This window comes from Brachybacterium saurashtrense (assembly GCF_003355475.1).
GTDB classification, from domain to species: domain Bacteria; phylum Actinomycetota; class Actinomycetes; order Actinomycetales; family Dermabacteraceae; genus Brachybacterium; species Brachybacterium saurashtrense.
Map to the genome: position 1 here is coordinate 1574805 of NZ_CP031356.1, position 22904 is coordinate 1597708.

Consider the following 22904-nt stretch of genomic DNA (forward strand, 5'->3'; position numbering starts at 1 on the left):
CAGCTCGGCCGGCGGGCCGTTCCCCATGGTGCCCGCGGCAGGATTCGAACCTGCGACCTTCTGCTCCGGAGGCAGACGCTCTATCCACTGAGCTACGCGGGCGGACCTGCACACCCTACCAACTTCGCGCCCCCTCAGTCGCCTCGAGAGGGCCTGCGACGGGCGGGTGTGAGCGGGACCTCACCCCAGCAGGGGCAGCTGCGCGCCGTGCAGCACGGCGGAGGGGTCCGCGGCGATCTGGAGACCGCTGGGCTCGGCGCCCGCGCTAACCAGCAGGTCCCCCACCGCAGCGATCATCGCACCGTTGTCGGTGCACAGCCGCGGCGGCGGCACGCGCAGCTCCACGCCGGCCGCGTCGCACGCACGCTGCGCCTCGGCGCGCAGGCGGGCGTTGGCGGCCACGCCGCCCACGATCACCAGGGTGTCGAGGCCGCGCTCCTTCACCGCGCGCAGGGACTTGGTGACCAGCACGTCCACCACGGCCTGTTCGAAGGAGGCGGCGATGTCCGCGACCGGCACCGGCTCGCCGGCGCGTTCGAGCGATTCGACGGTGCGGGCCACGGCCGTCTTCAGCCCGGAGAAGGAGAAGGTGTACGGGGCGTCCTTGGGGCGCAGCATCGCGCGCGGGAACGCGAAGGCGGCGGGATCGCCGTCCACGGCGGCGCGGGAGATCGCGGGGCCGCCGGGGTAGCCGAGGCCCAGCAGGCGGGAGACCTTGTCGAAGGCCTCCCCCGCCGCGTCGTCGAGGGTGTCTCCCAGGTGCTCGATGGGATCGCGCACCAGATCGCCCACGGCGAGGATCGAGGTGTGGCCGCCGGAGACGATCAGCACGATGCTGCGCTCCGGGAGCGGCCCGTGCTCGAGAGTGTCCGCGGCGGCGTGGCCGGCGAGGTGATGCACCCCGTACAGCGGCGTGCCCAGCGACCAGGCGATCGACTTCGCGGCGGCGAGGCCCACGTGCACGGCGGTGGCGAGGCCCGGCCCGGAGGTGACGGCCACGTGGGTGATGTCCTCGAGCCGCACCTGGGCGTCGTCGAGCGCGATCTGCAGCGTGGGCACCACGGCCTCGAGGTGGGCGCGGGCCGCGATCTCGGGGACCACGCCGCCGAAGTCGGCGTGCTGGACGGCGCTGGAGGCCAGGCCCTGGCCCAGCAGCACCCCGTCGGAGACGATCCCGAACCCGGTCTCGTCGCAGGAGGACTCGACCCCGAGGACGACGGGGCTCCCGGCGGCGGTCACCGCAGCAGCGACATCGGGTTGGAGTAGTTGCCCGCCTCGTCCATCTTGGCGAAGTGCAGGTGGCATCCGGTGGAGCGGCCGGTCGAGCCCACGTAGCCGATGGTGTCGCCGGCGGCCACGGTGGCGCCCACGGAGGTGTTGAAGCCCTGCAGGTGGTAGTAGCCGGTGACGACCCCGTTGCCGTGGTCGATCTTCACCCGGTTGCCGGAGGAGCGGTGGTACTCGACGGCAGTGACGGTGCCGCCCTTCGCGGCGTGCACCGGGGTGCCGCAGGACGCGCCGAAGTCCACGCCGTCATGGCCCTTGTAGTAGCCGAGCACGGGGTGGATCCGGCCGCCGTAGCCGGAGGTGATGGGGCCGCTGACGGGGCGCAGGTAGCCGGAGTCGCCCACCGGGGCGGCGGCCTCGGCCTCCTCCACCGGTTCGGGAACGGAGACCTCGATGCCGGTGCCCTCGTCCTCGGCGTCCTCGGACTCGGCGGAGGCCGGCGAGGTGCGCGCCTCGGAGCGGGTGGCGTCGTCGTCGGTGCGGGTCTCGGTGGCGGCGGCCTGAGCGGTGGGCAGGGTGACCGGGGCCGCGGCCTGCGGGGCGGGGGCGGCGGGCTGCGCCTGGGCGATGATCTCGCCCTCGACGCCGGTCTCGTCGATCCCGGCGGCCGCGGCGGCGAGCGGGGCGGCGATGGTGGCGGTGGCGAGGACGCCCACGACGCCGGCCTTCACCACTCCCGAGGAGAGTGCCGAGTCGCGGTGGGTGCCGCCCACAGTGCGGTGCTTGCGCACCGTGGCGCGTCCCTCGGAGCGATGATTCGCCACGTCCTGACCTCTTCCATTGCGACTGCGAGCTTCTCGTGCTGACGTCTGTCCGAGCGCGACGCCGGACAGGGGGAAGTACGCGTCGCCGAACAACCTCGAACAAACTACGCACTGGTCAGGCGGTGGGACGAGCAGGCGGACCGGGTCATTGCCAAGTTTTTGCCCAGATGCCCCTAAGGTTGCCCACTCTTGACAGCGCGGCCCCTCACCGAGGGGGACAGGTCACGTGCGCCGCCGCTCGCGCCGCCCCGGGCAGCACAGCTCCCGGCCCGTTCGCCGGGTGCGTTCAGACCCCGCGCACTACAGTGGCGACCATGTCGACGCCCGAGCAGAACGCAGCCCGAGACGCCGCCCCCGTGCGGGTGGTGGTCATCGAGGACGAGCCGACGATCACGCGAGCCATCGCGGACCGGCTCACCGCGGAGGGGTGGGAGGTCTCCACCGCGCTCGACGGCCCCTCCGGCGTGCGCACGGTCGCGGAGGTGCGGCCCGACGTGGTGGTGCTGGACGTCATGCTCCCGGGCTTCGACGGCCTCGAGGTGTGCCGCCGTATCCAGGCCGACGAGCCCGTGCCGGTGCTCATGCTCACCGCCCGCGACGACGAGACCGACATGCTGGTGGGCCTGGGCGTGGGCGCGGACGACTACATGACCAAGCCCTTCTCGATCCGTGAGCTGGTGGCGCGGCTGAAGGCGCTGCTGCGACGCGTGCGCCGCGTGGGCGCCCCCGCGCCCACCGAGACCGAGAAGCAGGAGGCGCTCCAGATCGGCGACCTCGTGATCGATCGCGCCGGGCGGCGGGTGATGCGCGCCGAGGTCCCCGCGCACCTCACCCCCACCGAGTTCGACCTGCTGCTGTGCCTGGCCAACGCGCCCGGCACCGTCCTCACCCGCGAGCAGCTGCTGGCCGACGTGTGGGACTGGGTGGACGCCACCGGCACCCGCACCGTCGACTCCCACGTCAAGGCGCTGCGCCGCAAGCTCGGGTCGGACCTGGTGCGCACCGTGCACGGCGTGGGCTACGCGCTGGAGATCCCCGAGGATCCCGAGGAGGAGGCGGCCGACGGCGCCGCGCGGGACATCTCCTCCCTGCGCACCCCGAACCTCCCCGCCGAGGACGCGTGAGCGCCTCCCGGGACGGGGAGGGCGAGGCGCACCTCCGCGTCGGGGAGCGGCTGGACGTGCGTCCGCTGGACCGCTTCCGCTCCTTCAAGGTCAAGCTCGGGATCCTGGTCGCCGCGAGCGTGTCCGTGGCGGCGCTGCTCACCCAGGTGAGCATCCGGGCCGGGGTGGCCCCGCTGCTGGCCCTGCCGCTGGTGGTGCTCCTGGCCCTCGTGTTCACCCAGGTGCTCTCCCGGGGCATGACCTCGCCGCTGCGCGAGATGACCTCGGCGGCGCAGGCGATGGCACGCGGCGACTACAGCCGCCGGGTCCGTGCCACCAGCAGGGACGAGGTGGGCCAGCTGGCGTCGGCCTTCTCCGCCATGGCCTCGGAGCTGGAGCAGACCGATTCGATGCGCCGGGACCTGGTCGCCAACGTCTCCCACGAGCTGCGCACCCCCGTGGCCGGCCTCCGCGCCCAGCTGGAGAACCTGGTGGACGGGGTCACCGAACCCGATCCGGCCGCGCTCGAGGTGGCGCTCACCGAGACGGAGCGGCTCTCGCAGCTGGTGGACCACCTGCTGGACCTCTCGCGCCTGGACGCCGGCGTGATCGAGCTGGACGTCGAGACCGTGGAGCTCACCCCGTTCCTCCACGAGGTGGTCGACGCCGCGGCCCTGGCCGCCGGGGGGCGCGACGTGCGCTGGATCGTGGAGGTGGAGCCCGCGGACCTCACCGTCCCGGCCGATGCCGCACGCCTGCACCAGGTGATCCACAACCTGCTCGAGAACGCCGCCCGCCACTCCCCCGCGGGCGGGCGCATCCACGTCACCGCGGCCCGCACCGGCGAGGGCGACGGCGTGCACATCGACGTGCACGACGAGGGGCCGGGCATCGCGCGCGAGGACCGCTCGCGGGTGTTCGAGAGGTTCCAGCGCGGCGGCTACGCCGATGCCTCGGGCGGCACCGGCCTGGGGCTGGCGATCGCCCGCTGGGCGGTGGGGCTGCATGGCGGGACCATCGAGGTGCTCGACGACCCGCGCAGCGACCGCGCCCGCGAGGGGCGCTCCTCGCTGATCCGCGTGGAGCTCCCGGGCACCCTCCCCGCGGCGTGATATCCCGCACCTCCGGCGCTTTCCCCCGGTGCACCCCGGCGGGAGAGCGCACGAGGGGCATCGCCTGCCGCTAGGCTGGCCTCATTCCGTATCTCTCGAGCGTGAGAAGGCTGGCGATCTCAGAGTGTCACAGCAGACACAGGACTCCGATTCCGCGGAGTTCGGTCCGAATCAGTGGCTCGTGGACGCACTCCGCGAGCAGTGGCGGGAGGATCCCTCGAGCGTCGATCCCAGTTGGGCGGAGTACTTCTCCGCGCAGGGACCGGTGAGCACGGGCTCGTCCGCGACCGCGACCGCCTCGGACACCTCCGCAGCGTCGACGACGACGCCCGCGGGCGACCCCGCCCCGTCGGCGGCCGCCGACGAGGCCGCGTCCACCACCGCTCCCGCGGAGGACCCCACCCCGGCCGCCCCCACGGGCGACGCCCCCTCCGAGCCCGCGGCGGCACCCGCCGCCGCACCCTCCCCCGCCTCCCCGGCACCCGCTCCCGCGACCACCTCGCAGCCCCCGAAGGACACCCCTGCCGTGAACGCAGACCCCACCAAGGACTCCGCCCCCGCCCCCGCGGTCTCCACCACCTCGGACCGCCCCGCGAAGGTCCCCACCACCACGGCGCAGATCCCGGCCGTCGAGCTGCGCGAGCCGAAGGCCGTGAAGCTGCGCGGCCCCGCCGCCGCGGTGGCGCGCAACATGGACGAGTCCCTGGGCGTGCCCACGGCGACCTCCGTGCGCGACGTGCCGGTGAAGCTGCTGTTCGACAACCGCATCGTCATCAACAACCACCTCAAGCGCCACCGCGCAGGCAAGGTCTCCTTCACCCACCTCATCGGCTGGGCGATGATCGAGGCGATCACCGAGATCCCGGACATGAACAACGGCTTCGAGCTCGATGAGAAGGGCAAGCCGCTCCTCCTCGAGCGCGAGGACATCAACTTCGGCCTCGCGATCGACATGCCCCGCCCGGACGGCTCCCGCGGCCTGGTGGTGCCCAGCATCAAGGCGGCGCAGCGCTTCGACTTCCACGGCTTCTGGAAGGCCTACGAGGAGGTGGTGAAGAAGGCCCGCGCCGGCAAGCTGACGATGGACGACTTCGCCCACACCACCGTCTCGCTCACCAACCCCGGCGGCATCGGCACCGTCCACTCGATCCCGCGCCTCATGCAGGGCCAGGGCGTGATCGTGGGCGTGGGCGCGATGGACTACCCGGCGCAGTTCCAGGGCGCCAGCCAGGCCACCCTCGCGGACCTCGCGGTCTCGAAGGTCACCACCCTCACCTCCACCTACGACCACCGCATCATCCAGGGCGCCGCCTCCGGCGAGTTCCTGAAGCGGATGGGCGACAAGCTGCTGGGCAAGGACGGCTTCTACGACCGTGTCTTCGCCTCGCTGCGCCTGCCGTACCAGCCGGTGCGCTGGGTGCCGGACAACCCCTTCAAGCACACCCAGTCGGAGCGCCTCGCCCGGGTGATGGACCTGATCCACGCCTTCCGCGTGCGCGGCCACCTGATGGCGGACATCGATCCGCTCGGCTACAAGGTGCGCACCCACCCCGATCTGGACGTGGAGACCTACGGCCTCACCCTGTGGGACCTCGAGCGCACCTTCCCCACTCGCGGCCTGGGCGGGAAGGACAAGGCCACGCTGCGGGACATCCTGGGCGTGCTGCGCGACGCGTACTGCCGCACCATCGGCGTGGAGTACATGCACATCTCCGATCCGGAGGAGCGCGCGTGGATCCAGGAGAAGATGGAGACGCCGCGCAAGCCCTTCGACAAGGCCGAGCTCACCCACATCATGGATCGCCTCAACGCCGCCGAGGCGTTCGAGACCTTCCTGCAGACGAAGTTCGTGGGCCAGAAGCGCTTCTCCCTCGAGGGCGGCGAGGCCGTGATCCCGATGCTGGACGCGGTGCTGTACGGCGCGGCGCACGACGAGGTCGACGAGGTGTGCATCGGCATGAGCCATCGCGGACGCCTCAACGTGCTCTCGAACCTCGCGGGCAAGAGCTACGGCCAGATCTTCCAGGAGTTCGAGGGCAACTACGGCCAGAAGCTCGGCTCCGGCGACGTGAAGTACCACCTGGGCACCGAGGGCACCTACTCCTCGCCGGACGGCAAGTCCACCAAGGTCTACCTCGCCGCGAACCCCTCGCACCTCGAGGCCGTCAACCCCGTGCTCGAGGGCATCGCCCGCGCCAAGCAGGACCGCCTGGAGCGGCCCGAGGAGTTCCCGGTGCTGCCGGTGCTGGTGCACGGCGACGCCGCGTTCGCCGGCCAGGGCGTGGTCACCGAGACGCTGAACCTCTCCGAGCTGCGCGGCTACCGCACCGGCGGCACGATCCACGTGGTCATCAACAACCAGATCGGCTTCACCACGCTGCCGGACTCCTCGCGCTCGTCGTTCTACTCGACCGACGTCGCGAAGTCGACGCAGCTGCCGATCTTCCACGTCAACGGCGATGACCCGGAGGCCTGCGTGCGGGTGGCGGAGATCGCCTTCGAGTTCCGCCAGAAGTTCCACCGCGACGTGGTCATCGACATGCTCTGCTACCGCCGCCGCGGTCACAACGAGGGCGACGACCCCTCGATGACACAGCCGGAGATGTACAAGCTGATCGGGCAGAAGCCCTCCACCCGCAAGCTGTACACCGAGGCGCTGATCGAGCGCGGTGACCTCACCGAGGAGGAGACCGAGGGCCTGGTGCGCAACTTCCAGGACCACCTCGACGAGGCCTTCGCCTCCACCCGCGACTCCGCCGCGGCCGCCCCCGCGGAGGAGAACGTGCAGGGCCTGGACCTGCCCGTCTCGCAGCAGGGCACCGACGCGGTGAAGGACGCCGACACCGCGGTGGACGCCGGCGTGCTGGAGCGGATCGGGCAGGCGCACTCGGAGATCCCCGCCTCCTTCACCGTGCACCCCAAGCTCCTCACCGTGCTGCAGCGCCGCACGCAGATGAGCACCCAGGGGAACGTGGACTGGGCCTTCGGCGAGCTGCTCGCCTTCGGCTCGCTGCTCATGCAGGGCCACCGCGTGCGCCTGGCCGGCCAGGACTCCCGCCGCGGCACCTTCGTGCAGCGCCACAGCGTGCTCATCGATCACGAGAACGGCGACACCTGGACCCCGCTGTCCTACCTGGACGACGCCCAGGCGCGGTTCAACGTCTACGACTCCTCCCTCTCGGAGTTCGCGGCGCTCGGCTTCGAGTACGGCTACTCCGTGGAGAGCCCGAACTCGCTGGTGCTGTGGGAGGCGCAGTTCGGCGACTTCGTCAACGGCGCGCAGACCATCATCGACGAGTTCATCTCCGCCTCCGAGCAGAAGTGGGGCCAGAACTCCTCGGTGGTGATGCTGCTGCCGCACGGCTACGAGGGCCAGGGCCCGGACCACTCCTCCGCGCGCATCGAGCGCTTCCTGCAGCTGTGCGCCGAGAACAACATGCGCGTGGCGGCCCCCTCCACCCCGGCGAGCTACTTCCACCTGCTGCGCAAGCAGGCGCTCGCCGAGCCGAAGAAGCCGCTGATCGTGTTCACCCCGAAGTCGATGCTGCGCAACAAGGCGGCGGTGAGCCCCGTGGAGGACTTCACCACCGGCACCTTCGAGCCCGTGCTCCCGGACACCACCGTGGATCCCGCGGGCGTGCGCCGGGTGCTGCTCACCTCCGGCAAGGTCTACTGGGACCTGGTGGCCCGGCGCGAGAAGCTCGGCGCGACCGACACCGCGATCGTGCGGGTCGAGCAGCTCTACCCGTTGCCCTCCGAGCAGCTGCACAGCGTGCTGGACAGCTACCCCGAGGCGACCCTCACCTGGGTGCAGGAGGAGCCGCAGAACCAGGGCGCCTGGAGCTTCATGGCGATGAACTTCGCCGTCGAGGTGGGGCGCACGCTGCGGGTCGTGGCCCGTCCGGCCTCCGCCTCCCCGGCCACCGGCTCGAACGCGACCCACAAGGTCGAGCAGGAGGATCTGCTCACCCGGGCCTTCGAGGCCTGAGCCCTGCGGGCGGGTCACGGGTTCGCCCGTGGCCCGCCCCGCCGTTACAGTTGTCCTCCCCCGTCCCCGTCCAGGAGGTCCCGGTGCCCACCGTGCCCATGACGCCCGCCCCGACCCCGGAGTCCCGGATCCGGATCATCGCGCTCGGTGACGAGCTCCTCGCCGGAGTCGGAGACGCCCGGGCGCTGGGCTGGCTCGGCCGCGCGGTCGCCAGCGAGCAGGGCGCCGACAGCCGGATCGACGTGTTCGCCGCCGCGCTGCCCGGGGAGACCTCCGCCGAGCTCGCCGACCGCTGGGACGCGGAGGTGCACCGTCGGCTCTCGGCGGAGGGCCAGGCCGACGGCTCCGTGGACCACCGCATCGTGCTCGCCCTGGGACGCGGCGACGTGCCGGCGGGGATCTCCCTGGCCCGGTCCCGCCTCAATCTCGCCAAGGTGCTCGACGGGCTCGAACGGCTCCGGCTACCCGCCTTCGTGGTGGGCCCGGCGCCGAGCGCCGACAGCGGCACCACGGCCGCCGTGCGCGAGCTCTCCGCCGCGTTCGAGGACGTCTGCTCCCGCCGCCGCATCCCCTACGTCGACACCGTCGGTGGGCTGGTGGGGCACGACCAGTGGGAGTCCGATCTCGCGCGCTCCGCGGGCGACCATCCCGGCCAGACCGGCTACGGTCTGATCGCCTGGCTGGTGCTGCACGCCGGTTTCGGCCGCTGGCTGGGCACCTCCTCCTGAGCACCCCGCCGCCCCGGAGCCTGCCGACGGGGGCGCGGCGGCCGAGTGACCTCGGCCTCAGCACGCCCTCCCCGCCCCCGTCGGCGCGGGTGCAGGCCGGCCGGTGTGGCACAATCGACGGATCCATCGGGCGAAGGAAGGAGATCGTGATGAGCAAGCGAGGACGCAAGCGCAAGGCTCGCCGCAAGAACGGCGCGAATCACGGCAAGCGCCCCAACAGCTGACCGTGAGCTCGCCGCGTGCGAGACGACGACAGGCCGCCCCCTCACCGGGGGCGGCCTGTCGTCGTCGTGGGCGCGGCGCGGGGCGCCGGGCCGCTCAGCCCAGCTCGCGCCGCACGGTGGAGGTGCGCGTGATGCGCACGGTGCCGTCCGCCTCGGTGCGGGTCTCGGTGCGCGTCACCGAGACGGTGCGGCAGTGCACGGCGATCCGTTCGCGCAGCGAGGACGGAGCGCGGTCCGCACAGCTGCGGCGAACCAGCTCCTTGAGCGCTCGCACCCGCTCCCATTCCTCGGCGCACTCGGGGCAGTCGTCGGTGTGGCGGCGCATCCGCTGCACCATCTCGGCGGGCAGCTCGCCGTCGAGGGCCTCGTCGAGGCCGTAGCGCAGATCGCGGCCGGCGCCTCCGGAGCGGCCGGTGGGGTCGTCCTGGGTCATCGCTCCTCCTTCCGGCCCGTGGTGTCGGGCGCCTCCTGTGCGGTGGTCGCGCCGGAGCGCAGGTATCCGGTGCGGTGGGCGTAGTCCGAGAGCTTCTCGCGCAGCTGGCGTCGCCCCCGGTGCAGCCTCGACATGACGGTCCCGATGGGGGTGTCCATGATCTCGGCGATCTCCTTGTACGCGAAGCCCTCCACGTCCGCGAGGTACACGGCCATGCGGTAGTCCTCCCGCAGCTCGCCGAGGGCGTCTTTCACCGCCGTGTCCGGGAGGTGGTCCAGCGCCTCCGTCTCCGCCGAGCGCAGGCCGTCGCTGGTGTGCCCGGCCACCTCCGCCAGCTGCCAGTCCTCGACGGTGTCGGTCCAGGCCTCCTTGGGGCGGCGCTGGCGGGTGCGGTAGAGCGAGATGTAGCTGTTGGTCATGATCCGGTACAGCCAGGCGCGCATGTTGGTGCCGGGCGTGAACCGGTCGCGAGCGCGGAACGCCTTGACGAAGGTGTCCTGCACCAGGTCCTCGGCGTCGTGCGGGTTGCGGGTCATGCGCAGCGCACCGCCGTAGAGGGAGTCCAGGTGCGAGAGCGCCTCGGCCTCGAAGTCGAAGTCCGTCGCCTCGCCCGCGGCGCCCTCCGCGGGCGCGGTCGGGGAGCCGGGCGCGAGGGCGGGCTCCGCCCCCGGCGGGTCCGCCTCGGGGCTCGATGCATGGTCTGTACGGGTCATCGCCCTCAAACTTACGCCACCGGGCCTGCAGGGGGCGTCCTCGAGCACCGCCGCCGCCATGGGCTGCCTCCGTCCTCGGCTGCCGCCGAGCTCCTCGTCCGTGCACCGGGGGCGGCCGGGCACCGGCCGTCCTCCGGCCGCGGCGCTGGCACCGCGACCCCTCGTGCAACGCTCCGGGCACGGAGAATGTTCCCCGGGCGGTAGGCTGGTCGGCGGTGAGGGGCACGAGAGCGCCGCTCGCCGCACGCAGACCCCGCCCAAGAACGTGAGGACACCATGGCTCTGGTCCGACGCATCGCACGCCCCCTGCTCGCCGCCCCCTTCGTGTTCGAGGGTGTGCGCACGGCGCTCCGCCCCGAGCGGGAGATCGACGTCTTCCCGCAGGCGTTCGACGCCGTCGACTCCGCGCTGTCCAAGAGCTCGGCGCCCGGTTTCGTGGATTCGCGCGCCGTGGTGCGTGTGGCGGGAGCGGTCGCCGCGGGCGCCGGCGTCCTGTACGCCACCAACCGCTGCCCCCGCGCCGCCGCGGCGGCGCTGCTGCTCACCACCTCCGTGGGCTGGGCCGGCCGGAAGCGGGTCTGGGAGCTGCGCGGCGAGGAGCTCACCCAGGAGATCCAGTCGATCCTCACCGACGCGGGTCTGCTGGGCGGTGTGCTGCTGGCCGTGGTCGACCACGAGGGCCGCCCCTCGCTGGGCTACCGCGCCAACCAGTTCATCGAGCGCAGCCAGAAGAAGGCCGCCGCCACCCAGCGCGACATCGAGAAGAAGGCCGAGAAGCTCGAGAAGAAGGCGAAGGGAGCGGTGGAGACCGCGCAGAAGCAGCTCGCCGACCAGCGGGGCTGAGCGCGATGCCCGGCGAGGTGCTGTGGAACGCCCCGGTCGCCGACCATCCGGTCGACGCCCTGGTGCGGGTCCCGGGATCGAAGTCGCTCACGGCGCGATGGATGCTGCTGGCCGCCGCGGCCGATGAGCCGTCCGTGCTGCGCGGCGCCCTGGTCTCCCGCGACACCCGGCTGATGCGCGACGCGCTGGAGCGGCTCGGCGCGGTGCTGGAGGTGGCCGACGGCGCCCTCCACGTGACGCCCCTGCCGCCGCCCGCGGAGCATCCCGCCGAGCCGCTCGAGATCCACACCGGCTTGGCCGGCACCGTGATGAGGTTCGTGCCGATCCTGGCGGCCCTCCACCATGGCGACGTGCGCTTCACCGGGGACGACGCGGCGCTGTTGCGGCCCATGCACGCGGTGGTGGACGCCCTGCGCCAGCAGGGGGTGGAGGTCACCGAGCACGGCGAGCCCGGGCACCTGCCGCTCACGGTGCACGGCACCGGCCGCCTGCCCGGCGGCCGGATCGCCCTGGACGCCTCCGCCTCCAGCCAGTTCGTCTCCAACGTGCTGCTGGTCGCGGCCCGGGCCGAGTCCGATCTCGAGCTGGCCCACGTGGGCTCCACCCTGCCCTCTCTCCCCCACATCGACATGACCGTGCAGACGCTGCGCGAGGCGGGCGTCGAGGCGAGCCATCACGTGGACGCCGACGGCCGCCACACCTGGACGGTGCGCCGCGGGGAGATCCGCCCCGTCAGCGTGGGGATCGAGCCGGACCTCTCCAACGCCGGCCCGTTCCTCGCCGCGGCGATGGTCACCGGCGGCACCATCGCGGTGGACGACTGGCCCGAGACGACCACCCAGCCGGGCGACGCCTACCGCGACCTGCTCGCCCGCATGGGCGGGGAGGTGTGGCGCGAGGGGCGCGCGCTGTGCGTGCGCGGCAGCGGCGAGATCCACGGGATCGAGGCGGACATGTCGGCCGTGGGCGAGCTGGTGCCCACCATCGCCGCCCTGTGCGCGCTGGCCGATTCCCCGTCCCGGCTCACCGGGGTGGCGCATCTGCGCGGCCACGAGACGGACCGGCTGAAGGCCCTGGCCGCCGAGCTCACGAAGGTGGGGGCGCACACCGTGGAGCTCGAGGACGGCGTGGAGATCCATCCGGGACCGCTCACCGGCGCGGTGTTCGAGAGCTACGAGGACCACCGCATGGCCACCGCGGGCGCGATCCTGGGGCTGCGCGTGCCGGACCTGCGGGTGGTGGACATCGGCACCACCCAGAAGACGCTGCCGGACTTCGTGGGGATGTGGCTGTCGATGCTGCACCCGGAGCCGGCGGTGGACGCGGAGTGAGGCGCTCGGCGAAGGACTTCGACGAGAGCGACGTGCGCATACGTCCGAACCGGCGCGGATCGCGGCCCCGCACGAAGGACCGCCCCAAGCACGAGGACGCGATCACCGGTCGGGTGGTCTCCGTGGACCGCGGCCGCTGGCGCACCGTGGTGGCCGAGGGCACCGACCAGGAGCGCGCGGTCACCGCGATGCGCGCCCGGGAGCTGGGCCGCACCCCGATCGTGCCCGGCGACCTGGTGGGGCTGGTGGGCGACACCTCCGGCCGGGACGGCTCCCTCGCCCGGATCGTGCGGCTCCAGGAGCGCAGCTCCTTCCTGCGACGCAGCGCCGACGACGACGACCCCACCGAGCGGCCGCTGGTGGCGAACGTGGACCTGATGGTGATGGTCACCGCCGTCGCCGAGCCCGAGCCGCGCGGCGGGATGATCGATCGCTGCCTGGTGGCGGCGTACGTCGCGGGGATCGATGCGCTGCTGGTGCTGACCAAATCCGATCTGCGCTCCCCCGAGGAGTTCCTCACCAGCTATGCGCCGCTGGGCCTCGAGCACGTGGTCACCCGCCGCGCCGAGGGGGCGGGCGAGGCCGGGATCGTGGGCCTGGAGGCGCTGCGGGAACGGCTCTCGGGCCGGGTGAGCGTGCTCATCGGGCACTCCGGGGTGGGCAAGTCGACGCTGCTGAACGCCCTGGTGCCCGGCGCCGACCGCGCCATCGGCGTGGTCAACGACGTCACCGGCCGCGGCCGGCATACCTCGTCCTCGGCGCTGGCCATGCCGCTGCCGGACGACGACGGCTGGGTGATCGACACCCCCGGGGTGCGCTCCTTCGGCCTGGGCCACGTGGATCCCGACGAGCTGCTGGACGCCTTCGCGGATCTCGCGGTGCTCGCCGCGCAGTGCCCCCGCGGCTGCACCCACCTCGAGGACGCCCCGGACTGCGCCCTGGACGCCCTGGTGGAGCGCGGCGAGGCGGGCAGCGCCGGCCCGGCGCGCCTGGCCTCCTACCGGCGCCTGGCCACCGCGCTGCGCCGCAACGACCCCTGGGAGCTGTGAGCGGCCGCCGCGGCCCGCGTCGCTGACGGTCCCGACCCGTCCCGCCCCGTACTGTGGGCCCCATGTCCTCTCGATTCGCTGATGACCTGCGCCTGGCCCACGTGCTCGCCGATGCCGTGGACCAGCTCACGATGTCGCGCTTCAAGGCGCAGGATCTCGAGGTCTCCACGAAGCCCGATCTCACCGAGGTCACCGACGCCGACCGTGCCGCCGAGCAGCTGGTGCGCTCGCAGCTGGCCCGGTCCCGTTCCCGCGACCAGGTGATCGGGGAGGAGTTCGGCTCCACCGGCGCCTCGCCGCGGCAGTGGGTGATCGATCCGATCGACGGCACCAGCAACTTCGTGCGCGGCGTGCCGGTGTGGGGCACGCTGATCGGTCTCATCGAGGAGGGCCGGCCCGTGGTGGGCCTGGTCTCCGCGCCGTCGCTGGGGCGGCGCTGGTGGGGCGGCGAGGAGGCCGGGGCCTGGACCGGTTCGCGGATCAACAGCGCCTCCCGGCTGCAGGTCTCGTCGGTGGACTCGCTCGAGGAGGCCTCGCTCTCCTACTCCTCGCTGCACGGCTGGGCCGAGCACGAGCGGCTGCCGCAGATGCTCAACCTCATGCAGCGCTTCTGGCGCACCCGCGCCTACGGCGACTTCTGGTCCTACATGCTGGTGGCCGAGGGCGCGGTGGATGCGGCGTGCGAGCCCGAGCTGGCGCTGCACGACATGGTCGCGCTGGTCCCCATCGTCACCGAGGCCGGGGGCCGCTTCACCTCGCTGGACGGCGAGGACGGCCCCTTCGGCGGCAGCGCGGTCGCCACCAACGGTCGCCTACACGAGCAGATCCTCGAGGCGCTCGCGCTCTCCGGGGACTGAACCCGCCGGGCGTCCCGCCGTCACGGGTGTCCAGCCCGAGGACCGCGCAGGGGACCGTCAGGGCGGGATCGGTAGACTCGATCCGTCGTGACCCCGAACCGTGAAGGGACCCCCTCTCCATGACCGTCAAGCGCGTCGCCCTCCTCACCGCCGGTGGCTATGCCCCGTGCCTGTCCTCCGCCGTCGGCGGCCTCATCGAGCGCTACACCGAGCTGGTGCCGGACGTCGAGATCATCGCCTACAAGCACGGCTACTGGGGCCTGCTCTCCGGCGAGAAGTTCGTGGTGGACGCGGACGTCCGTGAGAAGGCCGGCCTGCTGCACAACTACGGCGGCTCCCCCATCGGCAACTCCCGCGTGAAGCTCACCAACACGAAGGACCTCGTCCAGCGCGGCCTGATCGCCGAGGGCGAGAACGCCCTGGAGGTCGCCGCGAACAAGCTGAAGGACGACGGTGTGGACGTGCTGCACACCATCGGCGGCGACGACACCAACACCACCGCCGCGGACCTCGCGAAGTACCTCCACGAGAACGGCCACGAGCTGCAGGTGGTGGGCCTGCCCAAGACGATCGACAACGACATCGTGCCGATCCGTCAGTCCCTGGGCGCGAAGTCCGCCGCGGAGCAGACCAGCGTCTTCGCCCAGAACGTGCTGGCAGAGCACGGCTCGAACCCGAAGATGCTCATCATCCACGAGATCATGGGCCGCGCCTGCGGCTACCTCACCGCGCAGGCCGCCGAGTACTACCAGGACTGGCACGCGCAGCAGGAGTGGCTGCCCGGCATCGGCCACACGCCGGAGCGCTGGGACGTGCACGCCGTGTTCCTGCCGGAGCTGAAGCTCGACATCGAGGCAGAGGCGGCGCGCCTGCGCACCGTGATGGACGAGGCGGGCTGCGTGAACATCTTCCTCTCCGAGGGCGCCGGCATCCCCGAGATCGTCGCCGAGATGCAGGCCCGCGGCGAGGAGCCGGAGAAGGACCCCTTCGGCCACGTCAAGATCGACACCATCAACCCCGGCCAGTGGTTCGCGAAGCAGTTCGCGGAGAAGCTGGGCGCGGAGAAGGTGATGGTGCAGAAGTCCGGCTACTTCTCCCGCTCCGCCAAGGCGAACCCGGAGGACATCCGCCTGATCAAGTCGATGACGGACTACGCCGTGCAGGTGGCCCTCGAGGGCGGCTCGGGCCTCATCGGCCACGACGAGGAGCGCGGGGACGTGCTGCGCGCCGTCGAGTTCGAGCGGGTCGCCGGCCACAAGGCCTTCGACATCACCCAGCCGTGGTTCGCGAAGGTCATGGAGCGCACCGGACAGAGCATCGTCCCCGCCGAGGGGCACTGAGCCCGGTGACCACCACCGGGCGGGCGGGGCGATGAGCCGCACCCGCCCGCGCGTGCGCACCTGGCGCCGCACCCTGCGCGCGCTCGCCCTCATCGGGCGGGCGCGCGCCGCGCGTTCCGGGGCCGACGGCGACGCAGCCGACCGTGCCGAGGGCGGGGCGGGCGGGATCGACAGGACGGGTGGGGACGGCGACGGCCTGCTCCACCTCTCCCCCGGCCCGCACGGGACCGCGCTGCGGGAGGATCGCGGCCCGCTGGCCCCCGCGCGGCTGCTGCGGCCCCGCCAGGGCCGGCTCGGGGACTGCTGGCTGATGGCGCCGATGCTGGCCCTCCACGAGACCGCGCCGGAGCGGCTGCGGGCCCTGCTCCGCGAGGAGCCCGGCGGGATCGTGGCCGTGCAGCTGCCGGGGATGGATCGGCCGCTGCGGGTGGACCGTCGCCTGCCCGTCGAGACGGGAGGCGGGTTCTGCTACGCCCGGCGCCACGGCGCGAATCCCGGCTGGGCGGGCGTGCTGGAGAAGGCGATCGCCGGCCACGTGGCCGGGGACTACCGATTCCTGCAGCGGGGGCTGGCGCGCTTCGGCTTCGAGCTGCTGCTGGGCGAGCGGGTGCGCACCCGCCTGGCACTGCCGAGCGCCGGGCAGATCCTGGCCTGGCAGGCCGAGGGCCGCGCGCTCACGGCCTCCACCCATCCGCTGAGCTCCCTGGTGCCCGGCGCCGCCGGTCCCCTGCCCCGCAACCATGTGTTCGCCGTCGTCGGCGCCGACGCCCGCAGCGGGCATGTGCATCTGCGCAATCCGTGGCGCCCGGACGCGGTGCTGGTGCTCGACGCCCGCCGGTTCCGGCGCGGCGTGCTCTCGGTGGACGTCACCGCACCGCTGCGGTGACCGGAGCGCCCACCGGCGCGTCAGCGGCCCGCGGCGTCCAGCCAGGCGTCGGCGAGGAGCCGGTGCCCGGCCAGGGTGGGGTGCACGCCGTCCTCCGCGATCGTGCGCGGGGTGTGGCCGGCGGCGAGGGCGGTGGCGAGCACCTGCTCGAGGTCCACGAGCGCGTGGCCGTGCTCGGCCGCGAGCCGCCGGATGATCGTCGCCTTGCCGTCGAGGTCCTCGTGGATCCGTGCGGCCTCCGCGTCGACGTCCGCGACGAACGGCAGCATCAGCACCACGCTCGCGCCGGGCACCGTCCGGGCGAGCCGGTCCAGCAGGTCGCGGTAGTCGCGCTCGAAGTCGTCGTCGCGCACGTGCTCCCCGCGGGTGAAGCGGTGCCAGGAGTCGTTCACGCCCACATACAGGGTGACCACGTCGGGACGGTGCGCGAGGCAGTCGGCGTCGAACCGGGCCACCAGGTCCGCCGCCTTGTCGCCGCTGATGCCGCGGTTGAGCACGGTGGCGGTGGGCTCGTGGGCGGCGGCGTGCTCGGCGAGCAGCCGCACGTAGCCGTGGCCCAGCTCGTCGGGGTCCTCGCGGCGGCCGGCATCGGTGATGGAGTCGCCGATGAACAGGAGCGTGCGGGGCGCGGGGGTGGAGGGTGCAGTCATGAGCGACATCGTGCCAGACATGCCGGAAGGCCCGGCCGGTGTTTCCACCGGCCGGGCCTTCCTCTTCGTAGCGGGGGCAGGATTTGAACCTACGACCTCCGGGTTATGAGCCCGGCGAGCTACCGAACTGCTCCACCCCGCGGCGACATCAGTAACTCTACGGCTCCCCTCGGCGCGCGTCCAACCAGAGGCCCCTCAACGTGTGCCATGACACGTTCACGGGTCGTTCACCTGCCTGGACGTGACTGCGCCCGGCCGGCACCGAGGTATCACGGTGCCGGCCGGGCGCAGCCGGGAAGGGGTGCTCGGGCCCGGTCAGCCCTCCCCGCCGTCCGAGGGAGAGCCGAGCGCGCCTCCGCCGAGCTCCTCGTTGGCGGCGAGGGCCCGGTTCAGCGCATCGGCGATCCGGTCCTGCGCCTCGCCGTAGGCGGTCCAGTCGCCCTCGGCCATGGCGGCCTCCGCGTCGGCGACCGCCGCGTCCATGTCGGCCAGCGCGGCGTCGAGCCGCTCCTGGGCGGTGCCGTCCCCGGTCGTCGCCTGGCCGCCGTCGCCGGAGCCCTCGTCCCCGCCGTCCTCCTCGACCGTGCCCTCGCCGGTCTCGGTGTCGGCCGTGCCGGAGGGGGCATCGGAGTCGGTGACCTCGGCATCGCCGGCGCTCGCGCCGGAGTCGCCGCCGAAGACCAGGTCGAGGGCCTCGTCGAGCGTGGGCGCGAACCCGATCCGGTCGCCGAAGGAGACCAGCACCATCTGCAGCAGCGGGTACTGGGTGCCGCCGCCCGAGGCGGAGGACTGCAGGTACACGGGCTGCACGTACAGCAGCCCGCCGCCCACCGGCAGGGTGAGCAGGTTGCCGTTGATCACCTCGGAGTTGCCGGACTGCAGGAGGTTCAGCGCCTGGGAGACGTTCGGCTCCGCGTTGAAGGTCGCCTGCACCTGGCCGGGGCCGTTCACCGGGTTCGAGGCCGGCAGCACCAGCAGCGACATGTCCCCGAAGCTCTCGGCCGGGTTGCCGCTCTCGGAGCCCGTCTCGGAGTCCACGGCGAGGTAGCCGGTGAGCACGTTCTGCCCCTCGGAGGGGATGAAGCTCGAGGAGAGCATGAACCGCGGCGACTCATCGCCGGGCATCTGCATGGTCAGGTACATCGGCGGCTGCGGATCCTGCTCGCCCGTGGAGCCGTCCGGGTTCTGCGGGGCGGCGACCGTCGGATCCGGCGGGACCTGCCAGAAGTCCTGCTGGGTGTAGAAGTCGTCCGCGACCGAGACGTGATAGGTCGAGAGGATCTCCCGCTGCGCCTTGAAGAAGTCCGAGGGGTAGCGGAGGTGGGACATGAGCTCGCCGCTGATCTCCGAGGGCGGGCGCAGCGCGTCCGGGAACACCTCCGACCAGGCCTGCAGGATCGGGTCCTCGGTGTCCCAGGTGTACAGCGTCACCGACCCGTCGAAGGCGTTCACGGTCGCCTTGACCGAGTTGCGCATGTAGTTGGCCGAGCGCTCCCGGTTCGCCGCGGTGTCGTTGGGATTGGTCTGCGAGTCGTTGACCGTCGTGTCGAGGTCCACCGACTGCGCGTAGGGGTACTCGGTGGTGGTGGTGTAGCCGTCGACCACCCACACCAGCTCGCCGTCCACCACGGCCGGGTACATCTGGGAATCCAGCGACAGGAACGGGGCCACCTCCCGCACACGCTGCTGCGGGTCGCGGTCGTAGAGGATCTGCGACTCCTCGTTGAGGTAGCCGGAGATCACGATGTTCGGGTCGCGGAACTTGATCGCGTAGAGCAGCTGGTTCACGAAGCCGCCCACGGAGGGGCCGCCGTCGCCGGTGAAGGTGTTGTAGACCTGCTCGCCGCCCTCCTCCTCGTCGGCGCCGCCGCGCTGGTAGTCGAACTCCTCGGGCTCGCTGCCCTCCGGAGCGCCCACGATCGAGTAGTTCGGGGAGTAGCGGCCGAAGTAGACGCGCTCCTCGTACTCGCCGAAGGCACCCTGCCCGGGCACGCCGGACTGCAGGAAGCTCGGCTCGCCGTCCGCGTTGCGGCGATTGCCGTAAGCGGCCGCGGTGCCGTAGCCGTGGGTGTAGATGATGTGCTGGTCCACCCAGGAGCGGTCCGCGAGGCCGAAGGTGTCCGGTCGCAGCTCGCGCACGCCGATCACGGTGTCCTGCAGCTCGCCGTCGATCTCGTAGCGGTCCACGCTCAGCGGCTCGTCGAAGCCCCAGTAGCGGCGGTTCGCCTCGCGCTGCTCGAAGGTGGGCGCGATGATGTTGGGATCCATCAGGCGGATCTGCGCGGTGGTGGAGGCATCGGCGCGCAGCGCGCCGGGCTCCGCATCGGTGCTGGCGGTGTAGGGCACCTCCTCGATCGTGTCGAGGTTGAACGCGGCGCGGGTGGCGTCGATGTTGTGCTGGATGTACTCCTGCTCCAGGGCGCGCTCGTTGGGCTGGACCTGGAACTGCTGGACCGCCCACGGGTAGAGGTTCCCGACCACCAGGGTGGACAGGATCATCAGCCCGGCGCCGATCGCGGGGATCCGCCAGTCGGAGCGGAAGATCCACACCACGAACAGCGCCGCGACCGCGAGCGAGGCGATCGCGAGGATCGTCTGCGCGGGCAGGATGGCGTTCACGTCCGCGTAGGAGGCGCCCTCGAACCGGGGGTGGGCCGCGGTGAGCAGGTCGTAGCGCTGGAACCAGTGCCCGGCGCCCAGCAGCACCACGTAGATCGCGGCGAGCACGCCCAGGTGGCGCCGTGCGGCGCGCACCACTTCGAGGCCGCTCTCCTGGCCCCAGCTCACACCGCCGTAGATGAAGTGGCCGATGATCGCGCCGACGATCGCGACCAGCAGCACGAACTGCCCGAACGAGATCACCATGTCGATCAGCGGCAGGGTGAAGACATAGAAGGAGATGTCGTTGCCGAAGATCGGGTCCGTCTGCCCGAACTCCTGCGGGTGGAGGAACAGCTGCACGTCCTGCCAGCGGCGCGAGAGCGCGAGCCCGCCAAAGGCGCCGATCACCACCGGCGCCCCGTAGGTGAGACCTCGCCGCAGCGGGTCCACGGCGGCGCGGAACTGCTCCAGCGCCTCCTGCTCACGGGTGACGGGCGGGTACACGGGACGCTTGGTGTACGCCAGGCGCAGGCTGAGGAACAGCGGGACGGCGAACAGCACCAATCCGCCCAGGAAGAGCACCACCTGCGTGCCCCAGCGGGTGGTGAGCACGTCCGTGTACTCGAGCTGGTCCATCCACAGGTACTTGGTCCACACCTCCGAGGCGACGACGAGCCCGATCACGAGCACGGCGAGGACTCCCACCGTGATCGCCAGCGGGGAGACCTTTCTGGACTCGCTCGGGCTCGCGTCAGGAGCGGGACGTGGTCGCGGCCGCGGCATGTCGCCGAACGGGGCGGAGAAACTCACAGATAACCTCGGGTGCCTCGGGGTCGGAGCTCCTCCCCCGCCGGCGGCGGCGCGGAGCGGGGAGCAGGCTCCGGGTACAGTGTGGAGCCGCCGCGTGTCGCGGCGGTCACCCCATTCTGTCAGGCCGAACCTGTAAGGGACCTCTCGATCCGATGACGACTCCGGCCCCGGACCCCCTCGACGCCCCCACCGCGGCTCTGGCGGCCGCCGTGCTCGAGGTGGCACGCCACGTGGAGGGCTCCCCCGTCCCCGCCCCGCGCCTCTTCGCCCTCGCGCGAAGCGCCGAGCTGCTGGACGCCTCGCCCTCTCTGGCCGCGCTGCTGGGCGCGGAGGAGAGCGGCGCGCAGGACCCCCTGCACCTCACCCCGATCGACCTCGAGGACGGCACCGGGCCCGCGGCCGATCCTCTCGCCGCTCTCGAGACGGTGCAGTGGCCGGATCTCGCCGCGGGCGGCGCGCTCGCCTGCGACCTGCCGGCCACCGCCTGGAGCGTCCGCACCGAGACCGGCGCCGGCGCCCTCCCCGAGGGTCGGTCGCTGCGGGTGGTGGTCGCGGCGCTCGCCGATGGCACCACCTGGTCCGCGGTGCATCGCGGCGGCGAGGACGGCTACGTCCTCGGCGCCGCGCTGCTGCCCGACATCTCCTCCGCCCTGCTGGAGACCCTCCGGCCCGCGGACTGACCCTGCGGGCGGTCAGAACGGCGCCGGGGTGAGGTCCTCCTCGACCGTGGCGGGCTCGTCCGCCGAGGCCGCGCCGCTGAGCGGCTCCCCACCCGTGGACGGGGCCGAGCCCGCGCCGCCCGCACCGACGGCGTCGAGGTCCACCACCTCGCCGGTGTAGGGGTCGATGTCCGGGACGGTATCGCTGCGCTGCGGCCGCTGGAACATGGCGGTGCCGTAGGTGAGGTCGTGACCGACGGCCTCGGCCTGGACGTTCAGCGAGTGGCGCGGCGCGCCGTCGCTGCCCGTCCACTCCGAGGTGCTCAGCCGGCCGGTGACGATCAGCGGCTGCCCCTTGCGCACGGAGAGCAGCACGTAGCGGGCCAGCTGCCGGCGCACGAAGACCGTCACGAACTCCGTCTTCCGATCGGCGTACTCCTGCAGAGTGGTGTTGTAGTAGCGCCCGGTGACGGCGATCCGCAGCTTCGCGGTGACGGAGCCGTCCTCCTGCCGGTGCGCGGTGGGGTCGGCGGTCGCGTTCCCCATGATGCTGGTCTGGATATCCCGCATGGCGGTGTCCTTCCTGACGGGCCGGGACTGGCCCCGGCATCGGCGCCCTGCCGATGCCCACCAGCGTCGTGGCCGCGCCGTGCACCGGCCAGCCACCGCCCGATCCTGTGGACGAGGCGCTCCTGGGGAGGAGAGGTCGCCGCGCGCAGACGAACGGCCGGCCCCTCACCACGGAGGGACCGGCCGTCGAGAACAGGCTCAGGCCTGCGGGATCAGGCCTGCGGGACCACCAGGCCCGAGGCGGACGAGCGCGCCGCGGTGAAGCGCGCCTGCACATCGGCCCAGTTCACGATGTCCCAGATCGCCGTGACGTAATCCGCCTTCACGTTCTGGTAGTCGAGGTAGAAGGCGTGCTCCCACATGTCCAGCTGGAACAGCGGGATCGTCGCCACCGGCACACCGTTCTGCTGATCGTAGAACTGCTCGATCACCAGGTTCCCCCCGATCGGCTCATAGGCCAGCACCGCCCAGCCCGAGCCCTGGATCCCCAGCGCCGCCGCCGTGAAGTGCGCACGGAAGGAGTCGAACGAGCCGAAGAACTCATCGATCGCCGCGGCCAGCTCACCGGTGGGCTTGTCCCCACCCTCCGGCGAGAGGTTCTTCCAGAAGATCGAGTGGTTCGTGTGACCACCCAGGTTGAACGCCAGATCCTTCGAGAACTGGTTGATCGTGCCGAAGTCCCCGGCCTCGCGCGCCGCCGCCAGCTTCTCCAGCGCCGTGTTCGCGCCCTTGACGTAGGTGGCGTGATGCTTGGAGTGATGCAGCTCCATGATCTTGCCCGAGATCGAGGGCGCCAGCGCACCGTAGTCGTAGTCGAGATCAGGAAGCGTGTACTCCGCCATGTGGATCATCCCTTCGTCGTGGTGAGCGGGCTCCGCTCTGCGGGAGCCGCCGTGCTCTCCATCCTGCCACGATGACGTGGGAGGTGGCAGGGGGCGGCACCTGGTGGACCGGGC

The 22904-nt window shown here is 72.2% G+C and carries 20 protein-coding genes and 2 tRNA genes; 12 read left to right on the top strand and 10 right to left on the bottom strand.

The genetic code is table 11. The features are described 5' to 3' along the window. Window positions 1-26: 26 nt before the first annotated feature. The 3 genes from DWV08_RS07125 to DWV08_RS07135 all read right to left on the bottom strand — a co-directional run bounded on the left by DWV08_RS07125 (window position 27) and on the right by DWV08_RS07135 (window position 2051). Window positions 27-102: transfer RNA gene (locus DWV08_RS07125), tRNA-Arg, on the bottom strand. A 78-nt stretch (window positions 103-180) separates the two neighbouring features. After that, window positions 181-1239 (bottom strand): tRNA (adenosine(37)-N6)-threonylcarbamoyltransferase complex transferase subunit TsaD, encoded by a 1059-nt coding sequence (tsaD, locus tag DWV08_RS07130; RefSeq protein WP_115413163.1) that lies wholly within the window; start codon window positions 1237-1239, stop codon window positions 181-183. Next, window positions 1236-2051 carry a M23 family metallopeptidase gene (locus DWV08_RS07135; protein ID WP_241237361.1) on the bottom strand — a complete coding sequence of 272 codons (816 nt, stop codon included), beginning with the start codon at window positions 2049-2051 and terminating at the stop codon, window positions 1236-1238. Before DWV08_RS07135 ends, tsaD begins: the two co-directional genes overlap by 4 nt. A 314-nt stretch (window positions 2052-2365) precedes the next feature. Between DWV08_RS07135 and DWV08_RS07140 the strand changes: the two genes are divergently transcribed. The 5 genes from DWV08_RS07140 (at window position 2366) to DWV08_RS17415 (ending at window position 9206) form a co-directional block, all read left to right on the top strand. Next, window positions 2366-3175: a response regulator transcription factor gene (locus DWV08_RS07140; protein WP_115413164.1), complete on the top strand. Its 810-nt coding sequence runs from the start codon at window positions 2366-2368 to the stop codon at window positions 3173-3175. After that, entirely contained in the window at window positions 3172-4266 is a 1095-nt protein-coding gene (locus DWV08_RS07145) for a HAMP domain-containing sensor histidine kinase (RefSeq protein WP_115413165.1), read from the top strand. Before DWV08_RS07140 ends, DWV08_RS07145 begins: the two co-directional genes overlap by 4 nt. 124 nt (window positions 4267-4390) lie before the next feature. Beyond that, window positions 4391-8254 (top strand): multifunctional oxoglutarate decarboxylase/oxoglutarate dehydrogenase thiamine pyrophosphate-binding subunit/dihydrolipoyllysine-residue succinyltransferase subunit, encoded by a 3864-nt coding sequence (locus tag DWV08_RS07150; RefSeq protein ID WP_115413166.1) that lies wholly within the window; start codon window positions 4391-4393, stop codon window positions 8252-8254. Between the two features lie 83 nt (window positions 8255-8337). Then, entirely contained in the window at window positions 8338-8982 is a 645-nt protein-coding gene (locus DWV08_RS07155; protein ID WP_115413167.1) for a GDSL-type esterase/lipase family protein, read from the top strand. A 149-nt stretch (window positions 8983-9131) separates the two neighbouring features. After that, a complete protein-coding gene (locus DWV08_RS17415; protein WP_369832988.1) occupies window positions 9132-9206 on the top strand; it encodes a 50S ribosomal protein bL37 in 75 nt (24 codons plus the stop codon). Between the two features lie 94 nt (window positions 9207-9300). Here DWV08_RS17415 and rsrA read toward each other — a convergent pair whose 3' ends face one another. Both rsrA and DWV08_RS07165 read right to left on the bottom strand, forming a co-directional pair. Continuing rightward, window positions 9301-9639 carry a mycothiol system anti-sigma-R factor gene (gene rsrA, locus DWV08_RS07160; protein WP_115413168.1) on the bottom strand — a complete coding sequence of 113 codons (339 nt, stop codon included), beginning with the start codon at window positions 9637-9639 and terminating at the stop codon, window positions 9301-9303. Continuing rightward, a complete protein-coding gene (locus DWV08_RS07165; protein WP_115413169.1) occupies window positions 9636-10352 on the bottom strand; it encodes a sigma-70 family RNA polymerase sigma factor in 717 nt (238 codons plus the stop codon). The genes rsrA and DWV08_RS07165 overlap by 4 nt, the downstream gene beginning before the upstream one ends. Window positions 10353-10628: 276 nt before the next feature. On the opposite strand from DWV08_RS07165, the gene DWV08_RS07170 reads away from it, so the two are divergent. From DWV08_RS07170 to DWV08_RS07195, 6 genes are all read left to right on the top strand, one after another. Beyond that, window positions 10629-11195 carry a DoxX family membrane protein gene (locus DWV08_RS07170; RefSeq protein ID WP_115413170.1) on the top strand — a complete coding sequence of 189 codons (567 nt, stop codon included), beginning with the start codon at window positions 10629-10631 and terminating at the stop codon, window positions 11193-11195. 5 nt (window positions 11196-11200) lie between these two features. Beyond that, on the top strand, window positions 11201-12526 hold the full coding sequence (gene aroA, locus DWV08_RS07175) for a 3-phosphoshikimate 1-carboxyvinyltransferase (RefSeq protein ID WP_115413171.1): 1326 nt from the start codon (window positions 11201-11203) through the stop codon (window positions 12524-12526). After that, complete coding sequence (gene rsgA / locus DWV08_RS07180) at window positions 12523-13575, top strand: ribosome small subunit-dependent GTPase A (RefSeq protein WP_115413172.1); 1053 nt, start codon at window positions 12523-12525, stop codon at window positions 13573-13575. The genes aroA and rsgA overlap by 4 nt, the downstream gene beginning before the upstream one ends. Window positions 13576-13637: 62 nt before the next feature. After that, window positions 13638-14432 (top strand): histidinol-phosphatase, encoded by a 795-nt coding sequence (gene hisN, locus DWV08_RS07185; protein ID WP_115413173.1) that lies wholly within the window; start codon window positions 13638-13640, stop codon window positions 14430-14432. A 119-nt stretch (window positions 14433-14551) separates the two neighbouring features. After that, complete coding sequence (locus DWV08_RS07190) at window positions 14552-15772, top strand: pyrophosphate--fructose-6-phosphate 1-phosphotransferase (RefSeq protein WP_115413174.1); 1221 nt, start codon at window positions 14552-14554, stop codon at window positions 15770-15772. Between the two features lie 31 nt (window positions 15773-15803). Further along, window positions 15804-16658: a C2 family cysteine protease gene (locus tag DWV08_RS07195; protein ID WP_164740395.1), complete on the top strand. Its 855-nt coding sequence runs from the start codon at window positions 15804-15806 to the stop codon at window positions 16656-16658. Window positions 16659-16678: 20 nt separating this feature from the next. Here the strand turns inward: DWV08_RS07195 and DWV08_RS07200 are convergent, their stop codons facing one another. The 3 genes from DWV08_RS07200 to DWV08_RS07210 all read right to left on the bottom strand — a co-directional run bounded on the left by DWV08_RS07200 (window position 16679) and on the right by DWV08_RS07210 (window position 20692). Next, window positions 16679-17308 (bottom strand): SGNH/GDSL hydrolase family protein, encoded by a 630-nt coding sequence (locus tag DWV08_RS07200; protein WP_162801520.1) that lies wholly within the window; start codon window positions 17306-17308, stop codon window positions 16679-16681. A 68-nt stretch (window positions 17309-17376) separates the two neighbouring features. Then, window positions 17377-17450: transfer RNA gene (locus tag DWV08_RS07205), tRNA-Met, on the bottom strand. 173 nt (window positions 17451-17623) lie between these two features. After that, window positions 17624-20692 (bottom strand): UPF0182 family membrane protein, encoded by a 3069-nt coding sequence (locus DWV08_RS07210; RefSeq protein ID WP_115414944.1) that lies wholly within the window; start codon window positions 20690-20692, stop codon window positions 17624-17626. Window positions 20693-20871: 179 nt separating this feature from the next. On the opposite strand from DWV08_RS07210, the gene DWV08_RS07215 reads away from it, so the two are divergent. Then, window positions 20872-21399, top strand: coding sequence for a PPA1309 family protein (locus DWV08_RS07215; protein ID WP_115413176.1), 528 nt, complete (start codon window positions 20872-20874; stop codon window positions 21397-21399). A gap of 12 nt (window positions 21400-21411) precedes the next feature. On the opposite strand, the gene DWV08_RS07220 is transcribed toward DWV08_RS07215, so the two are convergent. Then, complete coding sequence (locus DWV08_RS07220; RefSeq protein ID WP_115413177.1) at window positions 21412-21948, bottom strand: single-stranded DNA-binding protein; 537 nt, start codon at window positions 21946-21948, stop codon at window positions 21412-21414. A gap of 212 nt (window positions 21949-22160) precedes the next feature. Further along, window positions 22161-22790 carry a superoxide dismutase gene (locus tag DWV08_RS07225; protein ID WP_115414945.1) on the bottom strand — a complete coding sequence of 210 codons (630 nt, stop codon included), beginning with the start codon at window positions 22788-22790 and terminating at the stop codon, window positions 22161-22163. Window positions 22791-22904: the final 114 nt, after the last annotated feature.